The organism is Microbacterium sp., assembly GCF_047607225.1.
Taxonomy (GTDB): Bacteria; Actinomycetota; Actinomycetes; order Actinomycetales; family Microbacteriaceae; genus Microbacterium.
In genome coordinates, this window is sequence record NZ_JASGDO010000045.1 from 47,323 (window position 1) to 72,456 (window position 25,134).

At 69.8% G+C, this 25,134-nt stretch carries 24 protein-coding genes and 1 pseudogene; 11 read left to right on the forward strand and 14 right to left on the reverse strand.

The features are described from left to right. Positions 1–7 precede the first annotated feature (7 nt). The 3 genes from QM591_RS09330 to QM591_RS09340 form a co-directional block, all read right to left on the reverse strand. Positions 8–865: a carbohydrate ABC transporter permease gene (locus tag QM591_RS09330; RefSeq protein ID WP_415131862.1), complete on the reverse strand. Its 858-nt coding sequence runs from the start codon at positions 863–865 to the stop codon at positions 8–10. Continuing rightward, positions 862–1,770 carry a carbohydrate ABC transporter permease gene (locus QM591_RS09335; protein ID WP_415131864.1) on the reverse strand — a complete coding sequence of 303 codons (909 nt, stop codon included), beginning with the start codon at positions 1,768–1,770 and terminating at the stop codon, positions 862–864. Before QM591_RS09335 ends, QM591_RS09330 begins: the two co-directional genes overlap by 4 nt. Positions 1,771–1,837: 67 nt before the next feature. Next, positions 1,838–3,151: an ABC transporter substrate-binding protein gene (locus QM591_RS09340; protein WP_415131866.1), complete on the reverse strand. Its 1,314-nt coding sequence runs from the start codon at positions 3,149–3,151 to the stop codon at positions 1,838–1,840. A 79-nt stretch (positions 3,152–3,230) separates the two neighbouring features. Between QM591_RS09340 and QM591_RS09345 the strand changes: the two genes are divergently transcribed. After that, positions 3,231–4,310, forward strand: coding sequence for a LacI family DNA-binding transcriptional regulator (locus QM591_RS09345; protein ID WP_415131868.1), 1,080 nt, complete (start codon positions 3,231–3,233; stop codon positions 4,308–4,310). Between the two features lie 53 nt (positions 4,311–4,363). On the opposite strand, the gene QM591_RS09350 is transcribed toward QM591_RS09345, so the two are convergent. Then, on the reverse strand, positions 4,364–7,987 hold the full coding sequence (locus QM591_RS09350; RefSeq protein WP_415131870.1) for a hypothetical protein: 3,624 nt from the start codon (positions 7,985–7,987) through the stop codon (positions 4,364–4,366). A 178-nt stretch (positions 7,988–8,165) separates the two neighbouring features. On the opposite strand from QM591_RS09350, the gene QM591_RS09355 reads away from it, so the two are divergent. Together QM591_RS09355 and QM591_RS09360 are read left to right on the forward strand one after the other, a co-directional pair. After that, positions 8,166–8,516, forward strand: a complete 351-nt coding sequence (locus tag QM591_RS09355; protein ID WP_415131872.1) for a Fe-S protein — start codon at positions 8,166–8,168, stop codon at positions 8,514–8,516. A gap of 225 nt (positions 8,517–8,741) precedes the next feature. Then, a complete protein-coding gene (locus QM591_RS09360) occupies positions 8,742–10,187 on the forward strand; it encodes an MFS transporter (protein ID WP_415131874.1) in 1,446 nt (481 codons plus the stop codon). Between the two features lie 39 nt (positions 10,188–10,226). On the opposite strand, the gene QM591_RS09365 is transcribed toward QM591_RS09360, so the two are convergent. From QM591_RS09365 to QM591_RS09375, 3 genes are read right to left on the reverse strand one after another with little or no spacing between them, the layout of a single operon-like run. After that, entirely contained in the window at positions 10,227–11,051 is an 825-nt protein-coding gene (locus tag QM591_RS09365; protein ID WP_415131876.1) for an ABC transporter permease, read from the reverse strand. Then, the gene (locus tag QM591_RS09370) at positions 11,048–11,914 is read right to left on the reverse strand and encodes an ABC transporter permease (protein WP_415131878.1); all 867 of its coding nucleotides are present in this window, start codon (positions 11,912–11,914) and stop codon (positions 11,048–11,050) included. Before QM591_RS09370 ends, QM591_RS09365 begins: the two co-directional genes overlap by 4 nt. Continuing rightward, positions 11,911–12,852, reverse strand: a complete 942-nt coding sequence (locus QM591_RS09375; RefSeq protein ID WP_415131880.1) for an ABC transporter ATP-binding protein — start codon at positions 12,850–12,852, stop codon at positions 11,911–11,913. Before QM591_RS09375 ends, QM591_RS09370 begins: the two co-directional genes overlap by 4 nt. A gap of 140 nt (positions 12,853–12,992) precedes the next feature. Here QM591_RS09375 and QM591_RS09380 point away from each other — a divergent pair, with 140 nt between their 5' ends. Beyond that, complete coding sequence (locus QM591_RS09380) at positions 12,993–14,891, forward strand: ABC transporter ATP-binding protein (RefSeq protein WP_415131882.1); 1,899 nt, start codon at positions 12,993–12,995, stop codon at positions 14,889–14,891. A gap of 106 nt (positions 14,892–14,997) precedes the next feature. On the opposite strand, the gene QM591_RS09385 is transcribed toward QM591_RS09380, so the two are convergent. The 6 genes from QM591_RS09385 to QM591_RS09410 all read right to left on the reverse strand — a co-directional run bounded on the left by QM591_RS09385 (position 14,998) and on the right by QM591_RS09410 (position 17,362). After that, a complete protein-coding gene (locus QM591_RS09385; protein ID WP_067163708.1) occupies positions 14,998–15,195 on the reverse strand; it encodes a CsbD family protein in 198 nt (65 codons plus the stop codon). A gap of 68 nt (positions 15,196–15,263) precedes the next feature. Next, entirely contained in the window at positions 15,264–15,830 is a 567-nt protein-coding gene (locus QM591_RS09390) for a hypothetical protein (RefSeq protein WP_415131884.1), read from the reverse strand. Further along, the gene (locus QM591_RS09395) at positions 15,827–16,387 is read right to left on the reverse strand and encodes a hypothetical protein (protein ID WP_415131886.1); all 561 of its coding nucleotides are present in this window, start codon (positions 16,385–16,387) and stop codon (positions 15,827–15,829) included. Before QM591_RS09395 ends, QM591_RS09390 begins: the two co-directional genes overlap by 4 nt. Continuing rightward, complete coding sequence (locus QM591_RS09400) at positions 16,384–16,746, reverse strand: hypothetical protein (protein ID WP_415131888.1); 363 nt, start codon at positions 16,744–16,746, stop codon at positions 16,384–16,386. The genes QM591_RS09395 and QM591_RS09400 overlap by 4 nt, the downstream gene beginning before the upstream one ends. Next, complete coding sequence (locus tag QM591_RS09405) at positions 16,743–16,931, reverse strand: hypothetical protein (RefSeq protein WP_415131890.1); 189 nt, start codon at positions 16,929–16,931, stop codon at positions 16,743–16,745. Before QM591_RS09405 ends, QM591_RS09400 begins: the two co-directional genes overlap by 4 nt. After that, the gene (locus QM591_RS09410; RefSeq protein ID WP_415131892.1) at positions 16,928–17,362 is read right to left on the reverse strand and encodes an Asp23/Gls24 family envelope stress response protein; all 435 of its coding nucleotides are present in this window, start codon (positions 17,360–17,362) and stop codon (positions 16,928–16,930) included. The genes QM591_RS09405 and QM591_RS09410 overlap by 4 nt, the downstream gene beginning before the upstream one ends. 186 nt (positions 17,363–17,548) lie before the next feature. On the opposite strand from QM591_RS09410, the gene QM591_RS09415 reads away from it, so the two are divergent. The 3 genes from QM591_RS09415 to QM591_RS09425 are packed head-to-tail and all read left to right on the forward strand — an operon-like array spanning position 17,549 to position 18,968. Next, a complete protein-coding gene (locus QM591_RS09415; RefSeq protein ID WP_415131894.1) occupies positions 17,549–18,112 on the forward strand; it encodes an RNA polymerase sigma factor in 564 nt (187 codons plus the stop codon). Next, entirely contained in the window at positions 18,109–18,672 is a 564-nt protein-coding gene (locus QM591_RS09420) for an Asp23/Gls24 family envelope stress response protein (protein ID WP_415131896.1), read from the forward strand. The genes QM591_RS09415 and QM591_RS09420 overlap by 4 nt, the downstream gene beginning before the upstream one ends. After that, the gene (locus QM591_RS09425; protein WP_415131898.1) at positions 18,669–18,968 is read left to right on the forward strand and encodes a hypothetical protein; all 300 of its coding nucleotides are present in this window, start codon (positions 18,669–18,671) and stop codon (positions 18,966–18,968) included. The genes QM591_RS09420 and QM591_RS09425 overlap by 4 nt, the downstream gene beginning before the upstream one ends. 6 nt (positions 18,969–18,974) lie before the next feature. Here QM591_RS09425 and QM591_RS09430 read toward each other — a convergent pair whose 3' ends face one another. Next, positions 18,975–20,870 carry a phosphoenolpyruvate carboxykinase (GTP) gene (locus QM591_RS09430; RefSeq protein WP_415131900.1) on the reverse strand — a complete coding sequence of 632 codons (1,896 nt, stop codon included), beginning with the start codon at positions 20,868–20,870 and terminating at the stop codon, positions 18,975–18,977. A gap of 118 nt (positions 20,871–20,988) precedes the next feature. On the opposite strand from QM591_RS09430, the gene QM591_RS09435 reads away from it, so the two are divergent. From QM591_RS09435 to QM591_RS09450, 4 genes and pseudogenes are all read left to right on the forward strand, one after another. Further along, the gene (locus QM591_RS09435) at positions 20,989–22,431 is read left to right on the forward strand and encodes a helix-turn-helix domain-containing protein (protein ID WP_415131902.1); all 1,443 of its coding nucleotides are present in this window, start codon (positions 20,989–20,991) and stop codon (positions 22,429–22,431) included. 274 nt (positions 22,432–22,705) lie between these two features. Then, complete coding sequence (gene efeU / locus QM591_RS09440; protein WP_415131904.1) at positions 22,706–23,659, forward strand: iron uptake transporter permease EfeU; 954 nt, start codon at positions 22,706–22,708, stop codon at positions 23,657–23,659. After that, positions 23,656–24,894: an iron uptake system protein EfeO gene (gene efeO / locus QM591_RS09445; protein WP_415131906.1), complete on the forward strand. Its 1,239-nt coding sequence runs from the start codon at positions 23,656–23,658 to the stop codon at positions 24,892–24,894. The genes efeU and efeO overlap by 4 nt, the downstream gene beginning before the upstream one ends. Before the next feature lie 10 nt (positions 24,895–24,904). Then, a pseudogene (locus QM591_RS09450) lies at positions 24,905–25,134 on the forward strand (hypothetical protein); the annotation flags it as partial.

Consider the following 25,134-nt stretch of genomic DNA (forward strand, 5'->3'; position numbering starts at 1 on the left):
GGAGGCATCAGCCCTTGACGGAGCCGACGACGCCCCCGACGAGGTACCGCTGCAGGAAGACGTAGGCCGCCAGCAGCGGCGCCGCGACGATCATCGTGGCCGCCGCCAGCAGCGGCCAGTCGTTCGTGTAGGTGCCTTTGAACGCGTACAGGCCGAGGGAGATCGGACTCTTCGCGGGATCGGGGAGGAGGATCGTTGCGAGGATGATGTCGTTCCACACGCCGATCGCTTGCAGGATGAACACCGTGGCAAGGGCGGGCCGGGCCATCGGGATCACGAACGTCATGAGGTACCGCCAATAGCCGCAACCGTCCACGGCCGCCGCCTCGTCGAGCTCGAACGGGATCGAGCGGACGTATCCGGCCAGCAGGATCGGTCCGATCCCCACCCCCGCGGCCATGATGGCGATGTAGCCGATCTGCGTGTTGTAGAGCCCCAGGCGGAGCAGAAGCTGGAACTGCGTGATGAGGGCGTTGGGGAGGAATAGGAGCACCACGAACAGCAGGTTCCATAGGCGCGGATGCTTCACATACGATCTCGCCACCGGGAACGCCAGCACGAGTGAGACCGCGGTTCCGATCGCCGCCGCCGTCAGGGTGTAGATGATGCTGTTGGCAAGGTACGCGCCGAAGTTCCCCTGCACCCAGGCTGCCCCGAAGTTGCCCCACTGGGGATCGGTCACCACGGCCCCGGGATCGGCGAAGAAGGCACCACTGGATTTGAGCGAGGTGTTCAGCAGGAACGCCAGGGGGAAGAGATAGCAGACGGCGACGAGGGCCAGCAGGAGGTACGACACGACACGGCCGGGCGTGAGCGGACGTCGGCGCTTCTCGACGCGGCCGGGCCGCAGTTCCACGGTGGTCACAGTCGGGCCTCCCTTCTGCGCAGGTACCACATCACCAGGAGAGAGGCGATGCCGACGATGAAGAACTGGATGACCGAGATGGTCGCGGCATATCCCTGCGACTGCCCCATGCCGCTGGTGGTGGATCCGCCGAACGCCTGAGCGAAGATCGCGAGCGAGAGCAACTGCGTGGCCGGGTTGTTCGGGCCGGTGAGGACGTAGGCGAGCTGGTAGCTCTGCAGCGAGCCGACGATCGCGAGGAGCACATTGGCCGTGACGGACGGGGCAAGGAGCGGGATCGTGACCAGGCGCAGTCTCTTCGCGCCGTCTGCGCCGTCGAGGGCCGCCGCCTCGTACAGCTCCTCGGGGATCGACTGGAGGCCCGCGAGATAGATGACGACGGCGACGCCGAGTCCCGCCCAGATCTGCACGAAGATCACGAGCCCGAGCGCGAGGGCGGGGTCGCCGAAGAACGCCGAGTCGGCCCCGAACCACGACCAGATCGTGGCGGCGGGCCCGGCCGACGGGTTGAAGAACAGCGACCAGATGAGGCCGATGACGGTGACCCCGAGGATCGTCGGCAGGAAGACCAGCGCGCGGGTGAAGGTGCGTCCGCGCAGCCTGGTGTTCAAGAGCACCGCGATGCCGAGCGCCAGCACGTTGATGACGACGGTGGAGACGATCGCGTAGACGAGGGTGTTCTGCAGCGCGTTGAGGTTGTAGCCGAGCTTGGCGGCGGAGAAGAACCGGGCGTAGTTCTCGAGACCGACGAAGTTCACCGGGATGCCGGGGAGGCCCCGGATGTCGGTGAAGGAGATCGCGAAGACGGCGACCGCCGGGACGAGGGCGAAGACGGCGAGGACGGCCGCGCCGGCGCTCATGCTCACCCGCATGGTGCGACGGTGCCCGAAGGGGAAGGTGCTCATGCCATTCCTTTGGAGGGGCCCGCGGGCGACGACGACATGGTCGCCGCCCGCGGGCGCGGTCGGTCGATCAGAAGGCGGCGGACCAGGCCGACTGCGCTTCCTGGGCGGCCTGGGGCACGGTCATCGTTCCGAGCGGAGCGATGGCGGGGTAGTTGAACGGGAACACGGCTGCGGGGCCGGCGTCCTGGTTCGACACCCAGATCGTGTCCCACGCCGGCGAGAAGGTCGCCGTGTAGTCGGCGATGCCCGTGAGGAAATCGCTCGCGGTGATGTTCGGCTGTGCGGGCGCGAACCCCGTGGTGGCCACGAAGTCGGCGTAGACCTCGGGGCTCGAGAAGAAGTCGAGGTAGGCGAGTGCGGCCGCCTTGTTGGGGGCGTTGGAGGCTGCCGCCAGCCGGAGCTCCACCTTGCCGGCAAGAGTTGCGTTGTCGGCCGCGTCGTCGCTGGCCGGCAACGGGAAGTATCCGTACTCGAACGCGTCGCCGACGGCGTCGTCGATCGTCGTCTGGTTCCAGGTTCCGTCGATGGTCATGGCGAAGTCCCCGTTGGCGAAGCCCGACGGGATGGCGTCGTACCCGACGCCGGCGAAGTTCTTCTGGGCCATGTCGTAGAGGCTCTTCACCCTCTCCAGCACCTGCAGCTGCGTGCCGTCGGTCAGCGAGAGCGAGTTGTCCCAGAGGCCGGTCGCCAGCGCGTTCTTGTCGTCGGCTGTCGGGTAGAGGCCCTGCACCGCGGCGAGCATCGCGAGACCGGCGGGCCAGCTGTCCTTCCCGCCGATGCCGAGCGGGGTGATGCCGTCCTTCTGGAGCGCGGCGGCGACGGATTCGAACTCGCTCCACGTCGTCGGGATCTCCAGGCCGAGGTCGTCGAAGATCTTCTTGTTGTAGTACACGCCGGAGTAGTAGCTGAGGCCGGTGGGCACCGTGTACTGCTTGCCGTTGTAGGCGGTGGCCTCCAGCACCGTCGGGGTGAAGTTCTTCATGAAAGCCTGATCGGTGAGGTCGACGAAGAGCCCCGCGTCGGCGGCCACGTTGTCATCGCTCGCGGACACGCCCTCGGCGAAGGCGGGTACATCGCGGGGCTGGGCGAGCGTGACGTCGACGTTGCCCGCGGTCAGGCGCGACGACCGGGTGGAGTTGAAGTTCTCGTTGGGAACGGCACTGAACTCGACCTTCACATCGGGGTACTTCTTCATGAAGGCCTCGTTGACCTTCGCGAAGGCGGCGTCGGATCCCGACGAGCTCGACACGAGGATCTGCAGCGTCCCGGAGACCTCGCCGGTCGCGGCGCCGTCCTCGGTCGACGAGCAGGCGGTCACGGCGGCCAGCGCGAGAGCGGCGACCCCGACGGCCGCGATCCCCCGGGTGATGTGTGTGCGCATGTCACTCCTTTGTGCAGTACTTCGAGGCAGAACCGAAACGTTTCTGTTCTTTCGGTACTCGTACTTTAGACTGACTTCGATGAAGAACACAACCTCCGCGGGCCGGGCGGCTCAGGCGAATCGGTCACCCGCCACGGCGCGCGCCACCATCGTCGACGTCGCTCGGGAGGCGGGGGTCGCCCTCAGCTCCGCATCGGCCGCGCTCAACGACCGCCCCGGAGTCTCGGAGGCCACCCGCGCGCGCGTCAAGGAGGTGGCCGCCCAGCTCGACTACGTTCCGTCGATGCGCGGGAAGTCGCTCTCGAGCCAACGCGCCTTCGCCGTCGGGCTCGTCGTCGAGCGGCATCCCGATGTCCTCGAAGCCGATCCGTTCTTCGGGGCGTTCATCGGAGGCATCGAAGAGTCGCTCTCCGCCGAGGGGTACGTTCTGGCGCTCCTGGTAACCGAGGATTCGCAGGCCACCCTCCGCCGCTTGGTCGAGCTCGTCCACGGCCGGCGGGTCGACGGCGTCTTCCTCAACGAACTCAAGGTCGACGACCCTCGCATCGCACTCCTGCGCGATCTCGAAGTGCCCGCCGTCGCCGTCAACCCGGCCGAGGCGGACTTCGCCTTCCCCGCCGTGCACCAGGACGGCACCCGCGCCATCCGCGACGTCGTCCACACCCTCGTCCAGCTGGGGCACCGGCGGATCGCTCATGTCAGCGGGCCCGACACCTACGCCCACTCCGCTGAGCGTCTGCGGGCCTGGCAGGCGGCCATGGCGGAGGAGGGCCTGCCGGCCGACCTCGTCGAAGACGGCAGCTTCACCTATGAAGGCGGGCGCCGGGCGGCCGAGATCCTGCTGACACGAGACGAGCGTCCCACCGCGGTGTTCTGCGCGAACGACCAGTCGGCGATCGGCTTCATGAACCGGGCGATCGAGTTCGACGTCGCCGTCCCCGACGCCCTCTCCATCGTGGGCTACGACGGCAACCGCATCGGCGAGTTCGTGAAACCTCAACTCGCGACCGTGCAGACCTCTCCCCGGCAGCTGGGCCGGGAAGCCGCACGCATGCTGCTGGACGCCGTGACGGGGGGACGCCCCGCCGACGTCGTGCTGTCGGAGGCCCGCTTCGTGCTCCGCGGCTCCGCGGGACGCCTGCGCAGCGACATGCGCTGACCGGACGGGCCCGCGGCAGGTGTCATCCCGCCGCGAGCCCCTTCTGCGCGGTCTCAGCTGCGCCGCGTCCGGCGCGCCCGCTGCACGAGCGCGCTTCCCACGAGGAACGCCAGGACGCCGGCGATCCACCACAGCGGGGTGGACGCTCCACCTGTTCCCGCCAGTGCCCCGTCGCCCTCGCCCGCTGCCGCCGGAGAGCCGCCGGTCGACGACGCGGTCGCCGTCGGCGTCGGGGCAACCGGGGTCGCGGCGGTCGTGGTCGGAGCGGGAGACGCGGTGGGAGAGGCGGTGGGAGAGGCCGTCGGGGCGACTTCGGCGGCGGTGCCGGAGAGCAACCTCCTCTGATCCGCGTCACGCACGATCAGTCTCTCGGTGCCGTCGGGAGAGCGCAGCTCCACCGACGTGCGCACCGGGTAGAAGATCAGCGCGTCCAGCGCCAGCCCCTCCTGACCGGCGATCACCCGCACCGGGAGCGGACCGGCCGGCAGTGCGAGCCGGCCCACCGGCACGATGGTGACCTGCCCGGTCTCCCCCGGCGCCGTGATCACGCCGACGTCCACGCCGCCGACGCGCAGCGAGCCGCTTCCGCCGGTGGCCGCTCCCGCCCGTCGCTGGGTGTCCTCCTCGCCCGCGCGCACGCTGGCGTAGACGAGGTAGTCGTCGGATCGCATGAGGTCAGCCGTCCAGTCATGCGTCGAGTCTGCGTCCAGCTGAGCGTAGGCGCCGCCGGAGAGATCGGAGGCACCGTAGCGCAACTCGGGAGTGCCGACGCGCCAGAGGCTCGCCTCGGTGACGTTCGCGTAGCCCTCGGCAGGGATCGACTTCGTCGATGTGACCGAGAAGCGCACTACGACCGCCACGGCGTCCTCGGGGACGGCGACGATCGGCGAGGTGCGCACCGCCGCTCCGCCGGCGTACCACGTGCGCGGGTGGTAGCTGAAGCCGGAGTCGTCCGAGAGCAGGGTCTCGGTGCCCGCGGCATCCACGCCGAGCACCTCCGCGTCGAGGTCGGTGTCGAACTGCACGATGGCACTGAAGCGCACGGCAAGGCTGTCGCCGGGCACCGGCTGGCCCTCGCCGCCGACCTCGATCCGCGACTCGAGGAACCCGCCGTCGAAGAGCCGGACGTTGTTGTGCCCGGATCCGGCGACGAAGATCGCCCTGCGTCCCGACCAGGAGGGGTAGATCTCCTGAGGCTCCTCCACCCGCTGAGCGTCGGCATAGACGGGCCCTTCGTCCGTGCCCGACGACGGCGCGGGGGTCACGAGCGCGCGAGCCGGGTCGTTGAGGTCTCCGTCGGGAAGCTCGCGGCGCGTGTCCGCGCCTCCCACCGCGCGGGCGAGTTCCTCGGCCTCCACGACCTGCGCCGACACGCGGTCGCCGATGCTCGCGGTCATCGCGGAGAGCGCGGCGGGCACCCGCTGCACCCTCAGGATGCCGCGCAGCGCCTCTACGACCGACTCCGCCCCGCCGTTGCGGTTCACCCCGTTGTGGTCGACGGCATCGAAGGCGACGCCGGTGTCTTCGGTGAACATGATCGTCTCGGCAGGATTGTTCCCTCGCCACCACGACGCCGCCAGACCTGCTGCGTCGGCGTACACCCGATCTCCGGTGACCTCGTACAACGCGAGGAAGTTGTCGACGTAGCTGGCCGTGCCGTAGTTCAGCTGCGGATAGGTGGCCTTGTTCGGCGAGACGGCGTAGGCCCGGCCGGACAGGAGCAGATCGGAGAGGAAGCTCTCCGCGCTCGTGCGCGCCCGTTCGAGGAACGTGCCGTCGCCGGTGACCACACTGGCGCGCGCCAGGGCCTCCACCTGCACGCTCCCCCACTCGTCCCAGCCGCCAGCAGCGTTCTGGATCGCCCCGAGCGGATACGAGGTGAACGAACCTCGCTGATGTGCGGCGATACCCCCGGCCAGCTGCGCCACGATCGAGGACAGCGAGGCGCGCGCGCCCGCGTCGGCGACGGCGTACTCCCGACTGGCGGCGTTGACGGCGATCGAGGACATCCACACGTCACCGGCGAGAAGTCGGCCCTCGCCGCTGGCGGGCGCCGCTGCCAGCAGCGCACTCACCCGATCGCGGATGAGGTCGAGGCGCGCCCGCACCTCGGCCGCCAGGGCGGGGTCGCGCTCGTCGATCGCCGGAAGGGCGGTGGCGAACGCCTCCCAGGCGCGCGCGGCCCAGTATCCGAAGGAGGTCTGCGAGGACTGGCTGTCCTTCTTGACCAGCTCGCCTGCGCCGTCCCGGGCGACGAAGTTGTCGAAGTCGCCGTTGTCGGCCTGCATCCACATCGCGAAGCGCACACCTTTGACCAGCTGCCGGTAGCTGTGGGTGTCACCGTAGGTGGTGTGGTGCTCGGCATAGGCGATGACCGCTCGGGCGACGTCGTCGAGCGCAGAGACACCCTCCTGGGGGTCGCCGACCCAGACGTAGCCGGAAGCCGGATCGCCCGCCCGTCGAGGCTCCGAGTAGAGGTGCGTGATCATCATCTGCTGTCCGTCCAATTCGACGTCTTCGCTGAGGAAGTCGAGATGGGCAAGACTCGGGAAGACGACCGAGGAGTCGTCCAGGACGAATCGCGCGAAGTAGTCCACGTCGGCGGCGGTCACCTCGCCGTCGCCGTCGTAGTCCCACGCATCGTCGGCGGACCCGTCGCGGACGGCCGCCGCGAACCACGCGCGGTCATCGTCGTCGACACGCCCGTCGCCGTTCAGGTCGTCACTGGGGCGACCCCGCTCGCCGGTCAGCTCGAGCGCACGCAGGCGCACGGGGGCGCTGGTGGGGTTGTCGATGACCACCCGCACCGTGGCGACGTCCGAGGCGAGGGCGACGGAGGTCGCGGCCTCGACGTCCTGCCATCCTGCAGCGGCATCCCAGGTCGTCCGCGCGAGGTCCTCGCTCTCCGAGCGGATCGAGATGGATCCGTGGGAGGGCGACGCCGAGGCGCCGAAGACCTCCGCCAACAGCGTCAGCCGGTCGCCGGTCATCGGCAGGTCCGCGTTCGCCGCATCGATCTCGATCGCTCGTTCTGCCCGCGCCCCCGGGGCGAGCTCGGCGACGCGCGTGACGACGGCCTTGCTGTGACCCCAGAGGTCACCACCGAAACCGTCCGAGAAGTCGGCGTCGGGGAGCACGTAGTCCACACGCTCGCCGTCTCGCTCCCCCCACAGACGCACGTCGGTGAACTCGATCGTTCCCTCGGTGTCGTTGTGCAACTCCACCCAGAGGGTCGTCGCCCCCTCGTGCATACGCGCGTCGCCGGCGACCGGCGCCGTCTCGACGGCCGTGGGCACACCGGCCTCCACGGAGGTGAGATCGGTGTGCTCCGCGAGGATCCCCCGGTCGTCGGTGACCCGGATGAGGACCGTCGCGTCGGCATCGACGTCGTCGTGACGGAGCACCTCCACCGAGCCGTGCACGATGTCGCCCGGCTGTGGCGTCGTCGCCTCGGTGGTCGAGGCGATCCCCTGCCACAACGCGCCGCCCGGCTCCAGCGCCACGCGGCTGACGAGGTCGATCTCGCCGGTCACCTGCCAGGCCGGAGCGGCGATCGCGGCGGGCGAGAGGTCGATCGCGTAGTCGACTGGTCTCGTGGCTGCGGCGGCCGACACGCTTACGGCGCTCGCCGCGCCGACGACGGAGACCGTCGCGGCGATGATCGCCGCTGTCCTCATCCGTCTTGGTGATCGCGGCGGACGATCCCGTGTGATCGAAGGCATACTCACTCCTTTGTGATGTCGAGAGGGCGAACCGAAATTACCGAAGCGTTTCGGTCCCTGCGGCGATGCGAGCCTATCGACAGCGCGCAAAGCCCCGCAACCTCTCCTCTTGACCTTCAGATAGACTGAGGGTATGGAAACCCTCCGCCACGTCGTCGTCCTGGTCCACCTCGTCGGGTTCGCCACCCTCTTCGGAGCCTGGCTGGTCGCCGCCGTCGGCGACCGCAAGATCACGCGGCTGCAGCACTGGGGTCTCGCGATCGCCGGGGTCGCCGGCCTGGCGCTGGCCGCCCCATGGGGGATCACGTGGGAGCTCAACTACGTCAAGATCGGGGTGAAGCTCGTCGTGCTCCTCGTCATCGGCGCCCTCCTCGGCATCGGTGCCTCACGCCAGCGCAAGGTGGGCAGCGTCCCGGCTCCCCTCTTCTGGGGCATCGGCGTCCTGACGCTCCTGAACGCCGCTCTGGCCGTCCTCTGGCGCTGACCGTCCGTCGCACCACCACCGCCGTCCGCCGCACACGTGGCGGACGGCGGTTGACGTTTCACCCGAGTGCGTCGCATGCGGACGTACGATTTTCCGTCGGCTCCGGCTAACCGCCGCTCCGCCACGACCTCCGAGCCGCCCCGCGCACCACCCCGCGCGGCGCGCGACCCGCCTGGCCCTCATCCCACGAGGATCCGCTGTCCCTCCGTGTCTTCCAGGTGCTCCATGTCCCACGCTCCCGCTCCGTCCACCACCCCCGTCAATCCCCGCTCGCGCGTCATCACCGCGAGCCTGGTGGGGACCACCATCGAGTTCTACGACTTCTACGTCTACGCGACGGCGGCCGTGCTCGTCTTCCCGCTCCTCTTCTTCCCCACGGGGAACGACACCACCGCCCTCTTGCTGTCCTTCAGCGTGTTCGGCGCGGCCATGGTGGCCCGCCCCATCGGCGCCGTCGTCTTCGGCCACTTCGGTGACCGGTTCGGCCGCAAGGCCACGCTCGTCGCTTCGCTCCTGACCATGGGGATCGCGACCTTCCTGATCGGCTTCCTTCCGACGTTCACCGAGATCGGAGTCTGGGCGGCGGTGCTGCTGCTCGTGCTGCGCCTGGCCCAGGGCTTCGCCCTCGGAGGCGAATGGTCCGGCGCCGCACTCGTCGCCACCGAGAACGCTCCCCAGGGCAAGCGCGCCTGGTACGGGACCTTCCCTCAGCTGGGCGCGCCGATCGGCTTCATCATCGCCAACACGGTGTTCCTGCTCATCAACTTCGCCCTCCCCCACCCGGACGGCCCGGCGGTGCGCTCCGAGGCCTTCCTGGAATGGGGCTGGCGCGTCCCGTTCCTCTTCTCGGCTGTCATGGTGATCGTCGGGCTCTGGGTGCGTCTGCGCCTGGTGGAGTCGGAGACCTTCTCCTCGGCCGAGAAGAAGGGGGCTCTGCGCAAGTTCCCCCTGGGTGAGGTCGTCCGCCGGCACTGGTGGCCGATGATCCTCGGCACCTTCATCATGCTGGCCACCTACGTGCTCTTCTACCTGATGACGAGCTTCACCCTCGCGTACGGCACCAAGGCCACGGCCGAGGGGGCTCAGGCTGCCGCCGATGCCGGCGGACCCGCCTTCGACCCCTCGACCTACGTCGCGGGTCTCGGGTTCGGCTACACCGACTTCGTCATCATGCAGATCATCGGCGTCGTCTTCTTCGGCATCTTCACCCTGTTGTCGGGGCCCGTCGCCGACAGCATCGGGCGACGCCGACTGCTGCTGTGGATCACCGCGGCGATCGCCGTCTTCGGGCTGCTCTTCTCCGTGTTCCTCGCCCCGCAGGTGGATCCGAAGTTCACCGGGGCGCTCGTCCAGGCCTTCCTCATCCTCGGGTTCATGCTCATGGGAGCCACCTTCGGCCCGATGGGCGCGCTCCTTCCCGAGCTCTTCCCCACCAACGTCCGCTACACGGGATCGGCGATCGCGTACAACGTCTCCTCGATCCTCGGCGCGGCCCTCGCGCCCGTCGTCGCCACGACGCTCTGGGCGATGGCGGGTGGCTCGCCGTGGCTCGTCGGCGTCTACCTCAGTGGCTCGGCCGTCCTCACTCTGATCGCGCTGTGGCTGTCGAAGGAGACGAAGGACATCGACTACGAGAGCAACCTCGGCCTCGGCGAGACCGGGTCGCTCTGACGACGGTCCGTGCGGTCGGCGCCGGCCGCACGGACCCGCTCAGTCGAGGAACAGCGCTCGGAGCCGTTTGGTGGTGAACACCAGCCCCACCCCGATCATCACGGCGTAGTAGAGCACGTGCCAGAGCATGCCGGCATGGAGCACCCCGGTCGTCAGACCCCGGATGAGTTCCACGCCGTGCCACAGCGGTAGCGCCATCACGATCTGCTGCACCCAGCCCGGGTAGACCGTGATCGGGTAGAACGTGGCCGAGAAGAGGAACATCGGCAGCAGCACGAAGTTGATCCAGTCCATGTGCTGGAAGGTCTTCATGTAGCTCGTGACCGCCATGCCGAGACTCGCGAACCCGAACGCGATGAGGAGCACCGCGGGAATGGCGAGCACCGCCGTCCACGCAAGGTTCAGCCCCAGCACCTGCATGATGATCATGAACCCGGTGGCGTACAGGAGCCCGCGCAGAAGTGCGTAGAGGATCTCGCCGAGGGCGACATCGAGCGGACCGAGCGACGTCGACAGCATCCCCTCGTAGAGCTTGCCGTAGTTGAGCTTGAAGAAGACGTTCCAGGTGGAATCGTAGATCGCGCCGTTCATGGCCGAGACAGCCAGGAGCGCCGGGGCGATGAACGCCGCATAGCTCACTTCGACGCCCTGCGAGGTCTGCACGTCGCCGATGAGCTTGCCCAGGCCGATGCCCATCGAGGCGAGGTAGAACACGGGCTCGAAGAACCCCGACAGCACGACCGCCCAGCTCGACGAGCGCGCCGCGATCAGCCCGCGCTGCACGACCGCTCCTGGATTGCCCGCCCAGAGCGCGCGGACCCCGCCGCGGCGGACGGAGGTGTCGACGGAAGCGACGGCGGTCATTTCGCGAGCCTCTCGGTGAACAGCCGGCGCCCCCACAGGTATCCGGCCAAGGACAGCACGATCAGATAGACCACGTGGATCGCGATCATCTCGGTGGGAACCGCCGCGTGATAGGTCGCGACGCGGCCGAGCTCAGCGCCGTGCCAGAGCGGGGAGACCCACCCGATCCACTGCAGCCACACCGGCAGCGAGTCGAGGGGATAGAAGGTTCCCGAGAACAGGAACATCGGCATGAAGATGAAGCGCTGGACGAGCGCGAACTGCCCCTTGTCATCTTCGATGGACGCGGCGTATGCCATCAGCGGAATTCCGAAGGCGAGCCCGGCCACCACGCCGATCGGTATCGCCAGCCATCCGGTCTCGGGATGGGGAACCGTCTCGAGACCGAGGACGCCCAGGAGCCAGATGAAGAGGTAGTACGCCCCGACGGCGACCGTCATCCGGGCGCCGGCGCCGAGGATCACGCCGTTCGCGATCTGCGGGCTCGCCAGCGGCGAGGCGTTGAAGCCATAGAAGTAGCGACGCCACTTGAAGCCGGCCATCACGGGGTAGGTCATCTCTTCCGAGGCCACCGAGATCGCGGCGGTCACGAGGAGGGCGGGGGCGACGAACACCAGGTAGTCCACCGCGACACCGCGGTCGACCACCGGCGCCTGGATGAGTGCGGCGAGCCCCGCGGCAAGCCCGAGCAGGTAGAGGATCGGCTGACCCAGGGCGCCGACGATGATCGTCCAGCCATACGCGCGCATCGCACGCACCATGTGCTCGGTGACATACCAGCTGCCGCGGCGGCGGGGCTTGCGGCCCCACTCGATCGCCTCCGCGCGCAGTTCGTCGAGGGTGGGATGAAGGGCGGTCGTCATTCGATCAGCGACCTTCCGGTGAGGCGGAGGAAGACGTCTTCCAGGCTGGAGCGGCGGACCAGGCTCGTGATCGGCTGCAGTCCTTCGGCGGCGACGCGCTCCAGCGCGGCCTCGCCGTCGTGAGCATAGATGAGCACCCGATCCGGGAGCACCTCGACACGATCGCCGATGCCCTGGAGCTGCGCGGCGGCCTGGGCATTGCGGTCGGAACCGAAACGGACCTCCAGCACCTCACGGCTGGAGTGCTCGCGGATGAGCGAGGCGGGCGTGCCCTCGGCCATGATGCGCCCCTTGTCGACGACGATAAGCCGATCGCACAGTTGCTCCGCCTCGTCCATGTAGTGCGTCGTGAGAACGAGTGTCGTGCCACGCTCCTTGAGTCGGAACAGCCGGTCCCACAGCACGTGCCGAGCCTGCGGGTCGAGCCCCGTGGTGGGTTCATCGAGGAGGAGGATGCGCGGGTCGTTGATGAGGCCACGAGCGATCGTGAGCCGTCGCTTCATGCCCCCGGAGAGCTGGTCGACCTTGTTCTTGGCCTTGTCCTCGAGCTGGGCGAAGGCCAGCAGCTCGTCGGCCTTCTGGTGGCACACCTTTCCCGGGAGCCCGAAGTAGCGGCCGTAGATGTAGAGGTTCTCGCGTGCGTTGAGCTCGCCGTCGAGGTTGTCCTGCTGAGGAACGACGCCCAGTCGGGAGCGGATCTCGGGCCCGTAGCGATCGGGGTCGAGGCCGAGGATCTCGAGCGCCCCGGAGGTGCGGGTCGAGACCGCTCCGATCATCTTCATCGTCGTGGACTTGCCCGCACCGTTGGGACCGAGGAGTCCGAACGACTCGCCCGGCGCCACCTCGAAGCTGAGTCCGTCGACGGCGACGAAATCGGGCTTGCCCTTGACCTTGTAGGTCTTCCGGAGGTTCTGGGCGGAGATCACGGCGTCAGGCACCGGACCACACTATCCGGCGGTTCCGACACTGCTGGACGCCGCGGCACGTCCCTCGGCGGGCCGCGCACAGGGTGGACGGGGGGAAGATAGGAGGAGGCAGCGTCGCCGGATGATCCACCTCTCCACCCGAGGAGCTCCCCATGTCCACCCCACGCCGCGGCCTGCGCCGCGCCTCCACGGACGACGGGCCCCGCGCCAGCCTCCGCCAACTCCTCCCCTTCCTCTTGGAGCACCGCGGTGTCCTCGTCGCGGTCGCGATCCTCAGCGTGATCGGGGCGGCCCTGACGCTGGCGCAACCGGTGCTGGTCGGTCGGGTGATCGACCTCGTCCAGGAGGAGCAGCCGCTGGGCGGCCTCGTCTGGGCAATCGTCGGCCTCGTCGTGGTGGCCTCGCTCGTGTCCGGATACCAGCACTACCTCTTGCAGCGGACGGGGACCGCCGTGGTGTACTCGAGCAGACGCCGCCTCATCTCCCGCATCCTGCATCTGCCGATCAGCGAGTTCGACGCACGACGGACGGGTGACCTCGTCTCGCGCGTCGGCACCGACACCACCCTGCTGTACGCCGTGTTGACCCAGGGACTGGCCGACGCGGTCGGGAACTCGTTGATCTTCGCGGGCGCCATCGTGGCCATGGCCGTCATCGACCCGGTGCTGCTCGGAGCCATCGCCGTCGTGCTCGCGGTCGCCATCGCCGGCGTCGTGCTGCTGAGCGGACGCATCCGCGTCGCCACGCGCCTGCAGCAGGAGAAGGTAGGGGTGCTCGCATCGGGCGTGGAACGCGCCGTCGGGGCCATCCGCACCATCCGCGCCGCCGGCGCGACCGAGCGGGAGGCGGACGCCGTCAGCGCGCAGGCCACCGACGTGTACGACGTCGGCGTGCGGATCGCGAAGGTCTCCGCCCTCGTCGTGCCGATCGCCGGCGTCGCGCTCCAGGCCTCGCTGCTGGTGGTGCTCGGGTTCGGAGGCTTCCGGGTGGCGGCGGGGGCGATCACGATCGCGCAGCTCGTCGCCTTCGTGATGTTCCTGTTCCTTCTCATCGGACCGCTCGGATCGTTCTTGGGCGCCATCACCTCGGTGAACCAGGCGCTGGGAGCTCTCGGTCGCATCCAGGAGGTGCTGGACCTGCCGACCGAGTGCGAGGGCGACGAGCGCCTGGCCATCGCCACCGCCGCCGAGAGCGAAGCCGCCTCGCCGGCCGCGGCGATCGAGTTCCGCGACGTGCACTTCCGCTACCCCGACGCGGTCGTGTCCGCCCGCCGTCGCGCGGAGCTCGACGCGCACCGCACCCTCGCCGAAGCCGGCATGGGCGCGGCAGTGGAGGTGCCGGTCTCCGCGGAGGCGACGCCGTCGGAGGCCCACGAGGTGCTGCGCGGCGTGTCGTTCGCCGTTCCCCGCGGCGCCAGGGTGGCGCTGGTGGGGCCCTCGGGGGCGGGCAAGTCGACGACCCTCGCGCTCATCGAGCGCTTCTACGATCCGACCGCCGGCCAGATCCTCCTCGACGGCGTCGACGTGCGCACGATCGACCGCGACCGACTGCGTGCACAGCTCGGCTACGTCGAGCAAGACGCGCCCACCCTCGCGGGAACCCTCGCCGAGAACCTCCGGCTGGCCTCTCCTCGGGCCACCGACGAGGAGTGCGAGCGGGTGCTCCGCGCCGTCAACCTCGACCACGTCCTGGATCGACACCCCCTCGGCCTGGATTCGCCCGTCGGTGAGGCCGGCGTCATGCTCTCGGGCGGCGAGCGCCAGCGTCTGGCGATCGCCCGCGCGCTCCTGGCCGCACCTCCCATCCTGCTGCTGGACGAGTCGACGTCTTCGCTCGACGGCCGCAACGAGCAACGCATGCGTGAGGCGATCGACGCCGTGTCGGACGGACGCACGCTGATCGTGATCGCCCACCGGCTGTCGACCGTCGTCGACAGCGACCTGATCGTCGTGCTGGACGGCGGCGAAGTGATCGGACAGGGAACGCACGAGGAGCTGGTAGCCACGGTGCCCCTCTACCGCGAGCTCGCCGCCCACCAGCTCTTGGTCTGACGCGACGCCGCAGCCCGGTGCTCGTGGCCCCTCGGAGACGACGAAGGGGCCCGTCCCACAGGACGGACCCCTTCGTGCTGCACCGACGGCGCGCCGTGCGACGCGGTCACTTGCCGCCGAGCGCGTCCTTCGCGTCCTTCGCGGCGTCCTTGACGTCGGCGGCCGCGTCCTTGGCGTGGGCCTTGACCTGGTCGGCCTTGCCCTCCGCGACGAGCTTGTCGTTGTCGGTGAGGTTCCCCACGGCCTCCTTCGCCTTTCCGGCGAGGTTCTCGGCGGTGTTCTTGATGTCGTCAGCAAAGCCCATGATGAGCTCCTTTCCTTGTCGATCTCGGTTTCGGTGGTTCCCCGCCCCACGGCGGGGAAGTCGGTGGGTCAGGTCACGCGGCGTGCGCGGGCCAGCGCACTGCGCACGCCCGTGGTGAGGTGGAGGACGAGGGGCACGCGCGTGCCGAGCGTCGCGTCGAGAGCGGCCACCGCCGCGGTCAGCCGATCGAGCGTCGACGGGAGATCGGCGCGCGGCCGCACCTGCACACGCACGTGGAGCACACGCGTCTCGCCGCGGCGACCGCGCCGGTGGACCGTGGCCGATACCCCTGCCACCTCGGGAGCGGTCGACAGCTCGGCCTGCAGGAGGTCACGCATGATCGTGCCGTCGACGATCACGTCCTCGTCGTCGATGATCACCGGCTCGCGGCGGCGCGTCCGCGTGAGGATCCAGATCAGGGCGAGGAGGACGAGGACGCTCAGCACGGCGACGCCGACCCAGATCCCCCGGGCGCCCGTGAGTCCGAGCCGGTCCAGGCCGTCGGCGAGCGAGGAGAGCGCCGGAAACGGGTCGCCGGTGACGGCGGGCCACGCAGCCAGCGCGGCGAATACGAACAGCAGCACGCCGACGAGTCCCAGGAGCAGGCGGTTCATCGTGCGATTGGCGTTGCTCATGACAGCCGCCCCCCATCCTCGACGCGCACCCGTACCGTGACGGGCGGTGTGAGTCCCACGGGGGCGAGCGCCTCGTTCTCGGCGCGGGCGATCTCCGTCCCCGCGACGGAAAAGCCGGTGGCGGGCGTGATGCGCACGTCGGCGCGGCGACGGGAGACGCGGGTGGCGACGTGGGGTGCACCGACCGACGCACGCCGCGCGGCACCGCGAGAGAGCGTGCCGGCGACGATCGCGTCGTCGACGACGATGGGCGCGCGGTCGGCCGAGATGATGCGGCGGCCGGTGCGCCCCGGCGAGAGAGCGCCCCACACACAGAGGATCCCGGCGAGCCCGGCGACGATCGCGACGGCGACTCCCACGGGCCCCCCGCCCGTGATCTGCGCCCAGACCTCCGGAAGCGAAAGCCACAGCGCCGGCGCCCCGAGTCCGGCACGCACCGCCTCGGCGATCACGACGACCGCCGCGATGACGAAGGCGGCCAGGGCGACGCAGACCCAGACACTGCGACTGCGGTGGGTCATCCGGCGAGCCATGCGGCGTTCTGGCGCGGTGTTCACGATGCTCTCCTCTCGTTCCGGACGACGTGGGTCAGGTGGATGCGGACGCGGGCGACATCGGCTCCTGTGAGGGCGGTCAGCCGCTCGGTGACGAGGCTCCGGGCCCGGGCCGCCGTGGCGACGACACTCCGCCCGGCGGGGTCGGAACCCCTCGAATCCGTGCCCGAGGAATCCATGCCCGAGGGATCGATGCCCGAGGAGATGTCGGCACGCAGTCGGCCCTGCTCGTCGCGCACGGTCGCCTTCGGATCTCGCGACGGCACCCCGAGCGCGTCGGCGGCGACAGCTGCGGCGATGCGTTCGTACGCACGCGCCGTGATGGTGACGCGTCCCGCGATCTCGGCGGCGTCCATGGTCATCCCACGCGCCGCCCGCGAGCGGCGTCGACGGCGGCCCGGAGATCGAGCGTGCCCGACAGAACGCCGCCGACGAGGGCGCCGACGAGTCCGAGGACCGCCACCAGGAGCATGCCCCAGAACCCGAAGGCGAGCGCGGCGAACGCGAGCGCCGCCCCCGCCAGGGCACCCCATGCGACGGGAGTCACTGGACGCGCTCCTCGACCGTGTCGTCGTCGCCCGGGATGTGGACGTCGACGACGGTGACGTTGATCTCGGCGACCTCCATCCCGGCCAGCTGCGTGATCGCGTCGGCGACGGCGGCGCGGACGTCGGAGGCGACCCGCTGGAGCTGCTCGGGGTACTCGGCGACGATCGTGATGTCGGCGGCAACCTGCTTCTCGCCGACCTCGACGTGGACGCCCTGCCCCAGGTCCTTCGCACCGACGGCCTCCCGGATGCTGCCGATGACGCGCGCCGCGCCACCACCGAGGGCGTGCACTCCGGGAACGGACGACGCGGCGATGCCGGCGATCTTCGCGATCACGGGGTCGACGATGACGGTCTTGCCGCCGCCGGTCACGGTCTCGGCGACCGACGTGGTCGAGGCCGTTGCGGTGGAGGGGGTGGTGCCTGCCATGATGATGTCCTTTCGTCATGCCCCGCATTGGGGGCTCTCACGGGTATGACGGGTGGTGCGGCGGATTCGTCACGGCCCGCTTGCTGGCAGTTCGCTGAGTGCGCTCAGCCTCCCCCGAGACGAGTCGCGCGTGGGTGTGAGATCGTCGAGGGGAGCCGCGGCGGGGCGGCGCAGGACAGGAGGGGCGTGGACCGACGCGTGGGGACCGACCGGCTCGACGGGGTCGAGGACGGCATCCTCGCTCGCCGCGCGGCCGATGGCGACGAGCGTGCGTTCACTGTGCTGGTGCGGCGGCACGGCGGATACCTCATCGCCTTCGCCACCCGCCTCCTCGGATCCCGGGCTGACGCCGACGACTGCGTGCAGGAGTCGCTCATCGTCGCGTGGCGGCGCCTTCCGGAGCTGCGAGAGCCCGACCGGGTGCGCGCATGGTTCTCCACGATCGTCGCCCGGAAGGCCACGGATCGCCTGCGCGCACGGCCCCCGGTCGCCTCGCTCGACGACGTGGAGCCGGAGGCGACATCACCCCGGCCGGACGAGGCCGCCGTCGCCTCGTCGCAGCTCGACATGCTGCGCACCGTGCTCGACGAGCTTCCTGCCGATCAGCGCACCGCATGGCTCCTCCGGGAGGTCAGCGGCTACAGCTACGACGAGATCGCGCGCGAACTCGGCGTCTCGGCCACCGCGGTCCGCGGCCGTCTCGCCCGAGCACGGGCAACCGTCTTCGACAGAATGCAGGAGTGGAGGTGAACGAGATGACAGAGGGCGAGATCGGCGACTCCGGGTACACCCTGGAGCAGTTGGCCGAGTATCACGACCGCGGTCGCCAGCCCGTCATCCCGGCGATCGAAGGCGACCCCCAATGCCGGACGATCCTCGATTCGATGGACCGACTGGGCGCCCTCTCGCGCGAGCTCGTCGAGAAAGACGCCGTCGTCGAGGTCTCGGAATCGTGGCTGGAGCACATCATCGGCGAGGTCGCGCGGGAGTCGCGTGCCGGTCAGGACCTGCCGATCCAGGACGACGGCGAGGTCACCCTCGTGGTCACCGAGGGTGCGATCCGCGGTCTCGTGCGCGACGCCGGCGACGCCGTCGACGGCGTGCTGGTCGAGCGGGTGGAGGTGAGCGTGGAGGCCCCCCTCATCGACGTCGCGCTGTCGATCAGCGCGGTGCACGGCACGCCCCTTCCCGGGGTCGCTGATCGGGTGCGGCGATCGGTGGCCGAGGCGATCGCCCGCAGCACCGTCTGGAGCGTCGGGCGGATCGACGTCACGATCGACTCGTTGCGGGTGCAGGAGGAGGGACGATGACGACGACTCCGGCCGAGCTGGCCGCTCTCGTGGACGCGGAGGTGCAGAAGGTCGAGGGGGTCTCGCAGTTGTACTACGCAGCTCCCCTGCCCGCGCGCCTCTGGCAGGCCGTCGCCCGCGACGAGACGTTCACGGCGATCACCCGCCGGGATGACACGTGGGAGGCGGTCGTGAGTATCGGCGTCGCGGGCGACCGGGCGGACGAGGTTGCCCGCCGGGTGGCCTTGCAGGTCCGAGCCCTGCTCGGCGAGGCAGCCCGCGTGACGGTGCGCGTCAGCCGCCTCGCCGCCGACTGAGTCCGCTCAGGCGCTCGCCCCGGCGAGCTTCAAGCGGTACCGGAGGGCTGCCAGCTCCGCCGAGAGCGCCGCGGGGATCCGGCCGTCGAACCCCGCGAAGAACTCCTCGGTCAGATCGGCCTCCTGGAGCCAAAGGCTGGGGTCGACCTCGAAGAGCGCGTCGAGGTCGCTCGCGGCGATCTCGATGCCGTCGAGGTCCAGGTCCTCCACGCGAGGGAGCCGGCCGATCGGGCTGTCCACGGCGCCGACCGCGCCCTCCACGCGGCGGACGATCCACTCGATGACTCGCGAGTTGTCCCCGAAACCGGGCCACAGGAATCGGCCGTCGGCCCCCTTGCGGAACCAGTTGACCTGGAAGATGCGGGGAGCGCGATCGAAGCGCAGCGACTGTCCCACCGACAGCCAGTGCCCGAAGTAGTCCGCCATGTTGTAACCGCAGAAGGGCAGCATCGCGAACGGGTCGCGACGCAGCTCCCCCACCGTCCCCTCGGCGGCCGCCGTGCGCTCGGAGGAGATGTTGGCGCCCAGGAACACCCCGTGCGCCCAATCGGTGGCCTCCAGGACGAGCGGGACGTTGGTGGCGCGGCGCCCGCCGAACAGGATCGCGTCCAGGGGCACGCCCTCCGCCGCATCCCAATCGGGCGCGATCTGCGGGCACTGCCCCGCGCTCACGGTGAAGCGGGAGTTGGGGTGCGCGGCCGGCCGGCCGGACGCGGGGGTCCAGGGGTTTCCCTCCCAGTCGGTCAGCTCCGCGGGAACCTCGTCGGTCAGCCCTTCCCACCACACGTCGCCGTCGGGACGGAGGGCGACATTGGTGAAGATCGTGTTGCCCCACAGCGTCTCCACGGCCGTGACGTTCGTGGACTCGCCCGTGCCGGGCGCGACGCCGAAGAAACCGGCCTCGGGGTTGATCGCCCACAGGCGCCCGTCCTCGCCGGGCCGAAGCCACGCGATGTCGTCGCCGAGCGTCTCCACGCGCCATCCGGGGATGGTCGGACGCAGCATCGCGAGGTTCGTCTTGCCGCATGCAGAGGGGAAGGCGGCCGCGAGGTGGAAGGCACGCCCCTCGGGGCTGATGACTCGGATGAGCAGCATGTGCTCGGCCAGCCAGCCCTCGTCCCGCCCGATGACCGAGGCGATCCGCAGCGCGAAGCACTTCTTGGCCAGGATGGCGTTGCCGCCGTATCCCGATCCGAACGACCACACTTCCAGGGTGTCGGGGAAGTGGACGATGTACTTCTCGTCGTTGCACGGCCACGCGACGTCGTCCTGGCCGGGCGCGAGCGGCGCACCCACGGTGTGGACCGTCTTGACCCACGGCTTTCCCGCGGCGATCTGCTCCAGCACCGGCGTCCCGACGCGGGTCATGATGCCGATGGAGGTGACGGCGTACGCGGAGTCGGTCACCTGCACGCCGATGTGGGAGAGCGGCCCCCCGACGGCCCCCATGGAGAACGGGACGACGTACATGGTGCGGCCGCGCATCGATCCTTCGAACAGTGGCGTGATCGTGCGCCGGATCTCATCGGGCGCCACCCAGTTGTTGGTGGGCCCGGCGTCCTCCTGGCGCTCGGAGGCGATGAAGGTCCGCCCCTCGGTGCGCGCGACGTCGCTGGGGTGCGACCGTGCGAGGTAGGAGCCCGGGCGCCACTCCGGGTTCAGCTTGATGAGCTTCCCCTCCTCCACCTGCTGACGGAGCAGAGCGTCGTTCTCGGCGCGGGAGCCGTCGACCCAGTGGATGCGGTCAGGCTGGGTGAGGCGGGCGATCTCGTCGACCCAGGCGGTCAGCTCGGCCAGCCCTTCCCCGGCGATACGCGGGGCGGCACCGTAGGCACGCGTCGCCGACGGGGTGGGCGCGGCGGGCGCGGCGACGGGGCGGGGGAAGATGTCCGCGAGGGCCATGTCGATCTCCTTCGATGAGCGTCCGGTTCGTTCCGTGGCTCTACTTTCCCTCGCCTTTGCCGACACTTTCCGACCGGGAGTCTGGCAAGAATCTTGAATCTTTCGCTATGCTCAAGGAATGTCCCCCACCGCGATCGAACTGTCGACCCTCGGCCACCGCATCCGGCACCAGCGGGTGTCCCGCGGCTACACGCTGGACGAGCTGGGCGCGATCGTCGGAGTGGCCGGGAGCCAGCTGAGCCTCATCGAGAACGGGAAGCGGGAGCCGAAGCTCTCGCTCCTCCAGGCGATCGCCTCGGCCACGGGCACCGAGGTCACCGATCTGCTGTCCACCGAACCCCCCAACCGGCGTGCCGCCCTGGAACTGGAGCTCGATCGTGCGCAGGCCAGTCCCGTCTTCCGACGGCTGGGACTTCCGCCGCTCAAGGTGACGCGCACCGTGACCGACGAGACCCTCGAGTCGGTGCTCGCGCTCCACCGCGAGCTCCACCGGCGGGAACGCGAAGCGATCGCGACGCCGGAGGAGGCACGGCGCGCCAACACCGAGCTCCGCCTCCGGATGCGGGCACGCGACAACTACCTCCCCGACATCGAGAAGCTCGCCGAGAAGCAGTTGCGGGCCGCGGGGCACACCGGAGGAGCCCTCACGCACCGCACCGTGAGCATCATGGCCGAACAGCTCGGGTTCGAGCTCATCTACGCGAGCGATCTGCCGCACTCCGCCCGGTCGGTCACCGACCTCGAGAACGGACGCATCTACCTGCCGCCCGCCTCGATCCCGGGCGGTCATGGGCTGCGCTCGATGGCGCTGCAGGCGATGGCGCATCGGCTCCTCGGCCACACGCCCCCGACCGACTACGCCGACTTCCTCCAACAGCGCCTGGAGATCAACTACTACGCCGCCTGCTGCCTCATGCCGGAGACGGCCTCCGTGTCCTTCCTCACCCAGGCCAAGAAGGAGCGTGATCTCGCGGTCGAGGACTTCCGCGACGCGTTCGGGGTGACCCACGAGGCGGCGGGAATGCGCCTGACGAACCTCCTCACGGAGCACTTCGGCATCCGCCTCCACTTCTTGCGGGTCGACGGCACAGGGGCCATCAGCCGCGTGTACGAGAACGACGAACTGCCCCTCCCCATGGACGTCACCGGGTCGGTGGAAGGCCAGATCGTCTGCCGGAAGTTCGCGGCGCGGTCGGCGTTCGGGGAGCAGAACCGCACGACCGAGCAGTACCAGTACACCGACACCCCGGCCGGCACGTTCTGGTGCTCCAGCCAGACCGGCAGCACCTCCGACGGCGAGTTCTCGATCACGGTGGGCGTCCCCTTCGACGACGCGCGGTGGTTCCGCGGCCGTGAGACCCAGAAGCGCGCCACCTCGACGTGCCCCGACGAGGCCTGCTGCCGCCGGCCCGACGCCGACCTCACCCAGCGCTGGGAGGGGAAAGCCTGGCCGAGCGCGCGGGTGCACATGCAGATGTTCTCACCGCTCCCCCGGGGCGCGTTTCCCGGCGTCGACGACGGCGAGGTCTACGCCTTCCTCGACCGACACGCGGAGCGCTGAGGCCCGTTTCGCCTCGGCGGACACCCCCGCGCGCCGCCCTCGGTTCTCACTCTCACCCGCGGCGAGCGGGCCAAAAGCAGGCGCAACCGCCGCTGGCGGACACGGCCACCGTTTCCGATGCGGCTCAGCCTGCTTCTGGAACGCCACGGTGTTGGAATCCGATGGGGACGGGGTGTACGCTCCCCGATGAGGTTCGCCTAACCTAAGTCTCCGACGAGGGCTGCGACGGGGCAGCGGGCACCGGCCTCGCTTCCCCGACATCCGAATCGATCCCGTGCTCGCCACTTTCCTCATCGGCCTGCGAGAAGGCCTCGAAGCCGCCCTCGTCGTCGGCATCCTGATCGCCTACCTCACCCGCATCGGCCGCCGGGACGTGCTTCCCCGCCTGTGGGTCGGCATCGCTCTGGCCGTCACGCTCGCCCTCGCGATCGGCGCGATCCTCACCTTCGGCGCGTACGCGCTCACCTCCCAGGCCCAGGAACTGATCGGCGGTCTGCTGTCGCTCCTGGCGGTGGGCATGGTGACGTGGATGATCTTCTGGATGCAGCGCACCGCGCGCACCCTGAAGTCCAGCCTCGAGGGTGAGCTCGACCGGGCCCTCGCCACCGGCGGACTGTGGGGCATCGTGCTGATCGGGTTCGTCTCGGTGGCGCGCGAAGGGATCGAGACCACGCTGTTGCTGTGGTCGATGGTGCGCTCGTTCGGCGACTCGCCCGAGGTGCTCAGCGGCGCCCTCCTCGGCATCGCGGCAGCGGTCGTGCTGGGGTGGTTGCTCTCGCGCGGCATGATCCGCATCGACCTTCGAGTGTTCTTCGCCTGGACCGGAGCGGTGCTCGTCATCGTCGCGGCCGGGGTGCTCGCCTACGCGCTCCATGACCTCCAGGAGGCGGGCGTCCTGCCGGGTCCCTTCTCAACGGCCGCGACCATCGACCCCGCCACCGGCGCCGTCGGCGTCGGCTGGCCCGGCTTCCCATTCGGCTGGGCGTTCGACGTGCGGGTGCAGATCCCGCCGACCGGAGCGCTGGCCGTCGTACTGCAGGCGACCATCGGTTTCATGCCGCAGATGACTTGGCTGCAGGTGATCGCGTGGACGGTCTACCTCGCCGTCGTCGGCTCGTTCTTCGTCCGCGGCTTGCGCCGCCGGCCCCGCCGTTCCGCGCCGTCGATCGAGACGGCTTCCGCACCCTCCGTCACCGAGACCCCTACCGCACCCCAAGGAGCATCATGATCCGCATCCGCACCGCGAAGACGATCGGCGCCCTCGCCGCCGTCGGCGTCGCCTCGATCGCCCTCTCAGGGTGTGTCGCCAAGACCGACGTCGCCGCGAGAGACTCCCTCACCGTCACCTCGACCGACTCGTCCTGCGACGTGTCGGCGGCGAGCGCCACGAGCGGAACGGTCAACTTCGAGGTCGCGAACGAGAGCTCCCAGGTGACCGAGTTCTACCTGCTCGCCTCGGACGGGCTGCGGATCGTCGGCGAAGTGGAGAACATCGCGCCGGGCGCCTCGCGCACCCTCACTGTCGTCGCGCAGCCGGGCGACTACTTCACCCTGTGCAAGCCCGGAATGGTCGGAGAGGGAGTCGGGCGCACGGCGTTCTCGGTATCGGGTGAAGCCGTGGCCGCGACCGGCGACGACGCGGAGCAGAAGCAGAAGGCGGTCGACCTCTACGCCGCGTTCGTGAAGGACCAGGTCGAGCAGCTCGTCCCCGCCGTCGACGAGCTCGTCGCGGCGTACGAGCAAGGCGCCGACGAGAAGGCCCGCGGCCTGTTCCCGCAGGTGCGCGCCTATTACGAGCGGATCGAGCCGGTGGCCGAGTCGCTCGGCGACCTCGATCCGCGCATCGACTACCGCGAGGTCGACGCGGTCGCGGAAGGCCTGGACTGGACCGGCTTCCACCGGATCGAGAAGGACCTGTGGGTGCCGGCGAAGGACGCGCTCAACGCCGACGGAGAGACCTCCGCATGGAAGGACTGGGCCCCGTCGACCACCGAGGAGCGCGCCTCGTTCGGCGACCAGCTCGTCGCCGATGTCGCCCAGCTCAACGACTACGTGCACTCGGCCGACTTCCAGTCGGCGCTGGACGCTCAGGGCGTGGCCGGCATCTCCAACGGCGCGATCGGCCTCCTCGATGAGGTGGCCACCGGCAAGATCACGGGCGAGGAGGACTGGTGGTCGGGCACCGACCTGTGGGACTTCGCCGCCAACGTCGAGGGGTCGAAGATGGCCTTCTCCCTCGTGAAGGACTTCGCCACGGCGCAGGGCACCGAGGGTGCCGCGCTGGCCGACCAGATCGAGCGGGGGTACGCCGATCTCGAGAAGGCGCTGGCGGCTCACGGCTCCCTGGCAGATGGCTTCGTCGGCTACGGCGAGCTGACCGAGGCGGACAAGCGCGAGCTCACCGACCTCCTCAACGCACTCGCCGAGCCGCTCTCGAAGCTGACCTCCACGGTCCTCTCCTGACCCGCCGCCCATGACCAGTCCCACCGACCCGCCACCCGGATCGCCGAGTGTCCACGACACGCCGCATGACCCGGCGTCGTCTCCGCGTGTCGTGGACGCTCGACGGGAGGTGCCGGGGCTCAGCCGGCGCGGGCTGTTCGGGCTCGCCGCCGGCGTGGGAGTGGCGGGGCTGAGCGTCGGCGCGGGCGCGGGTGCTGCCGCGGGCGTCGCCGTGGGCAGGTCGCGGGAGCGCGAGGGCGC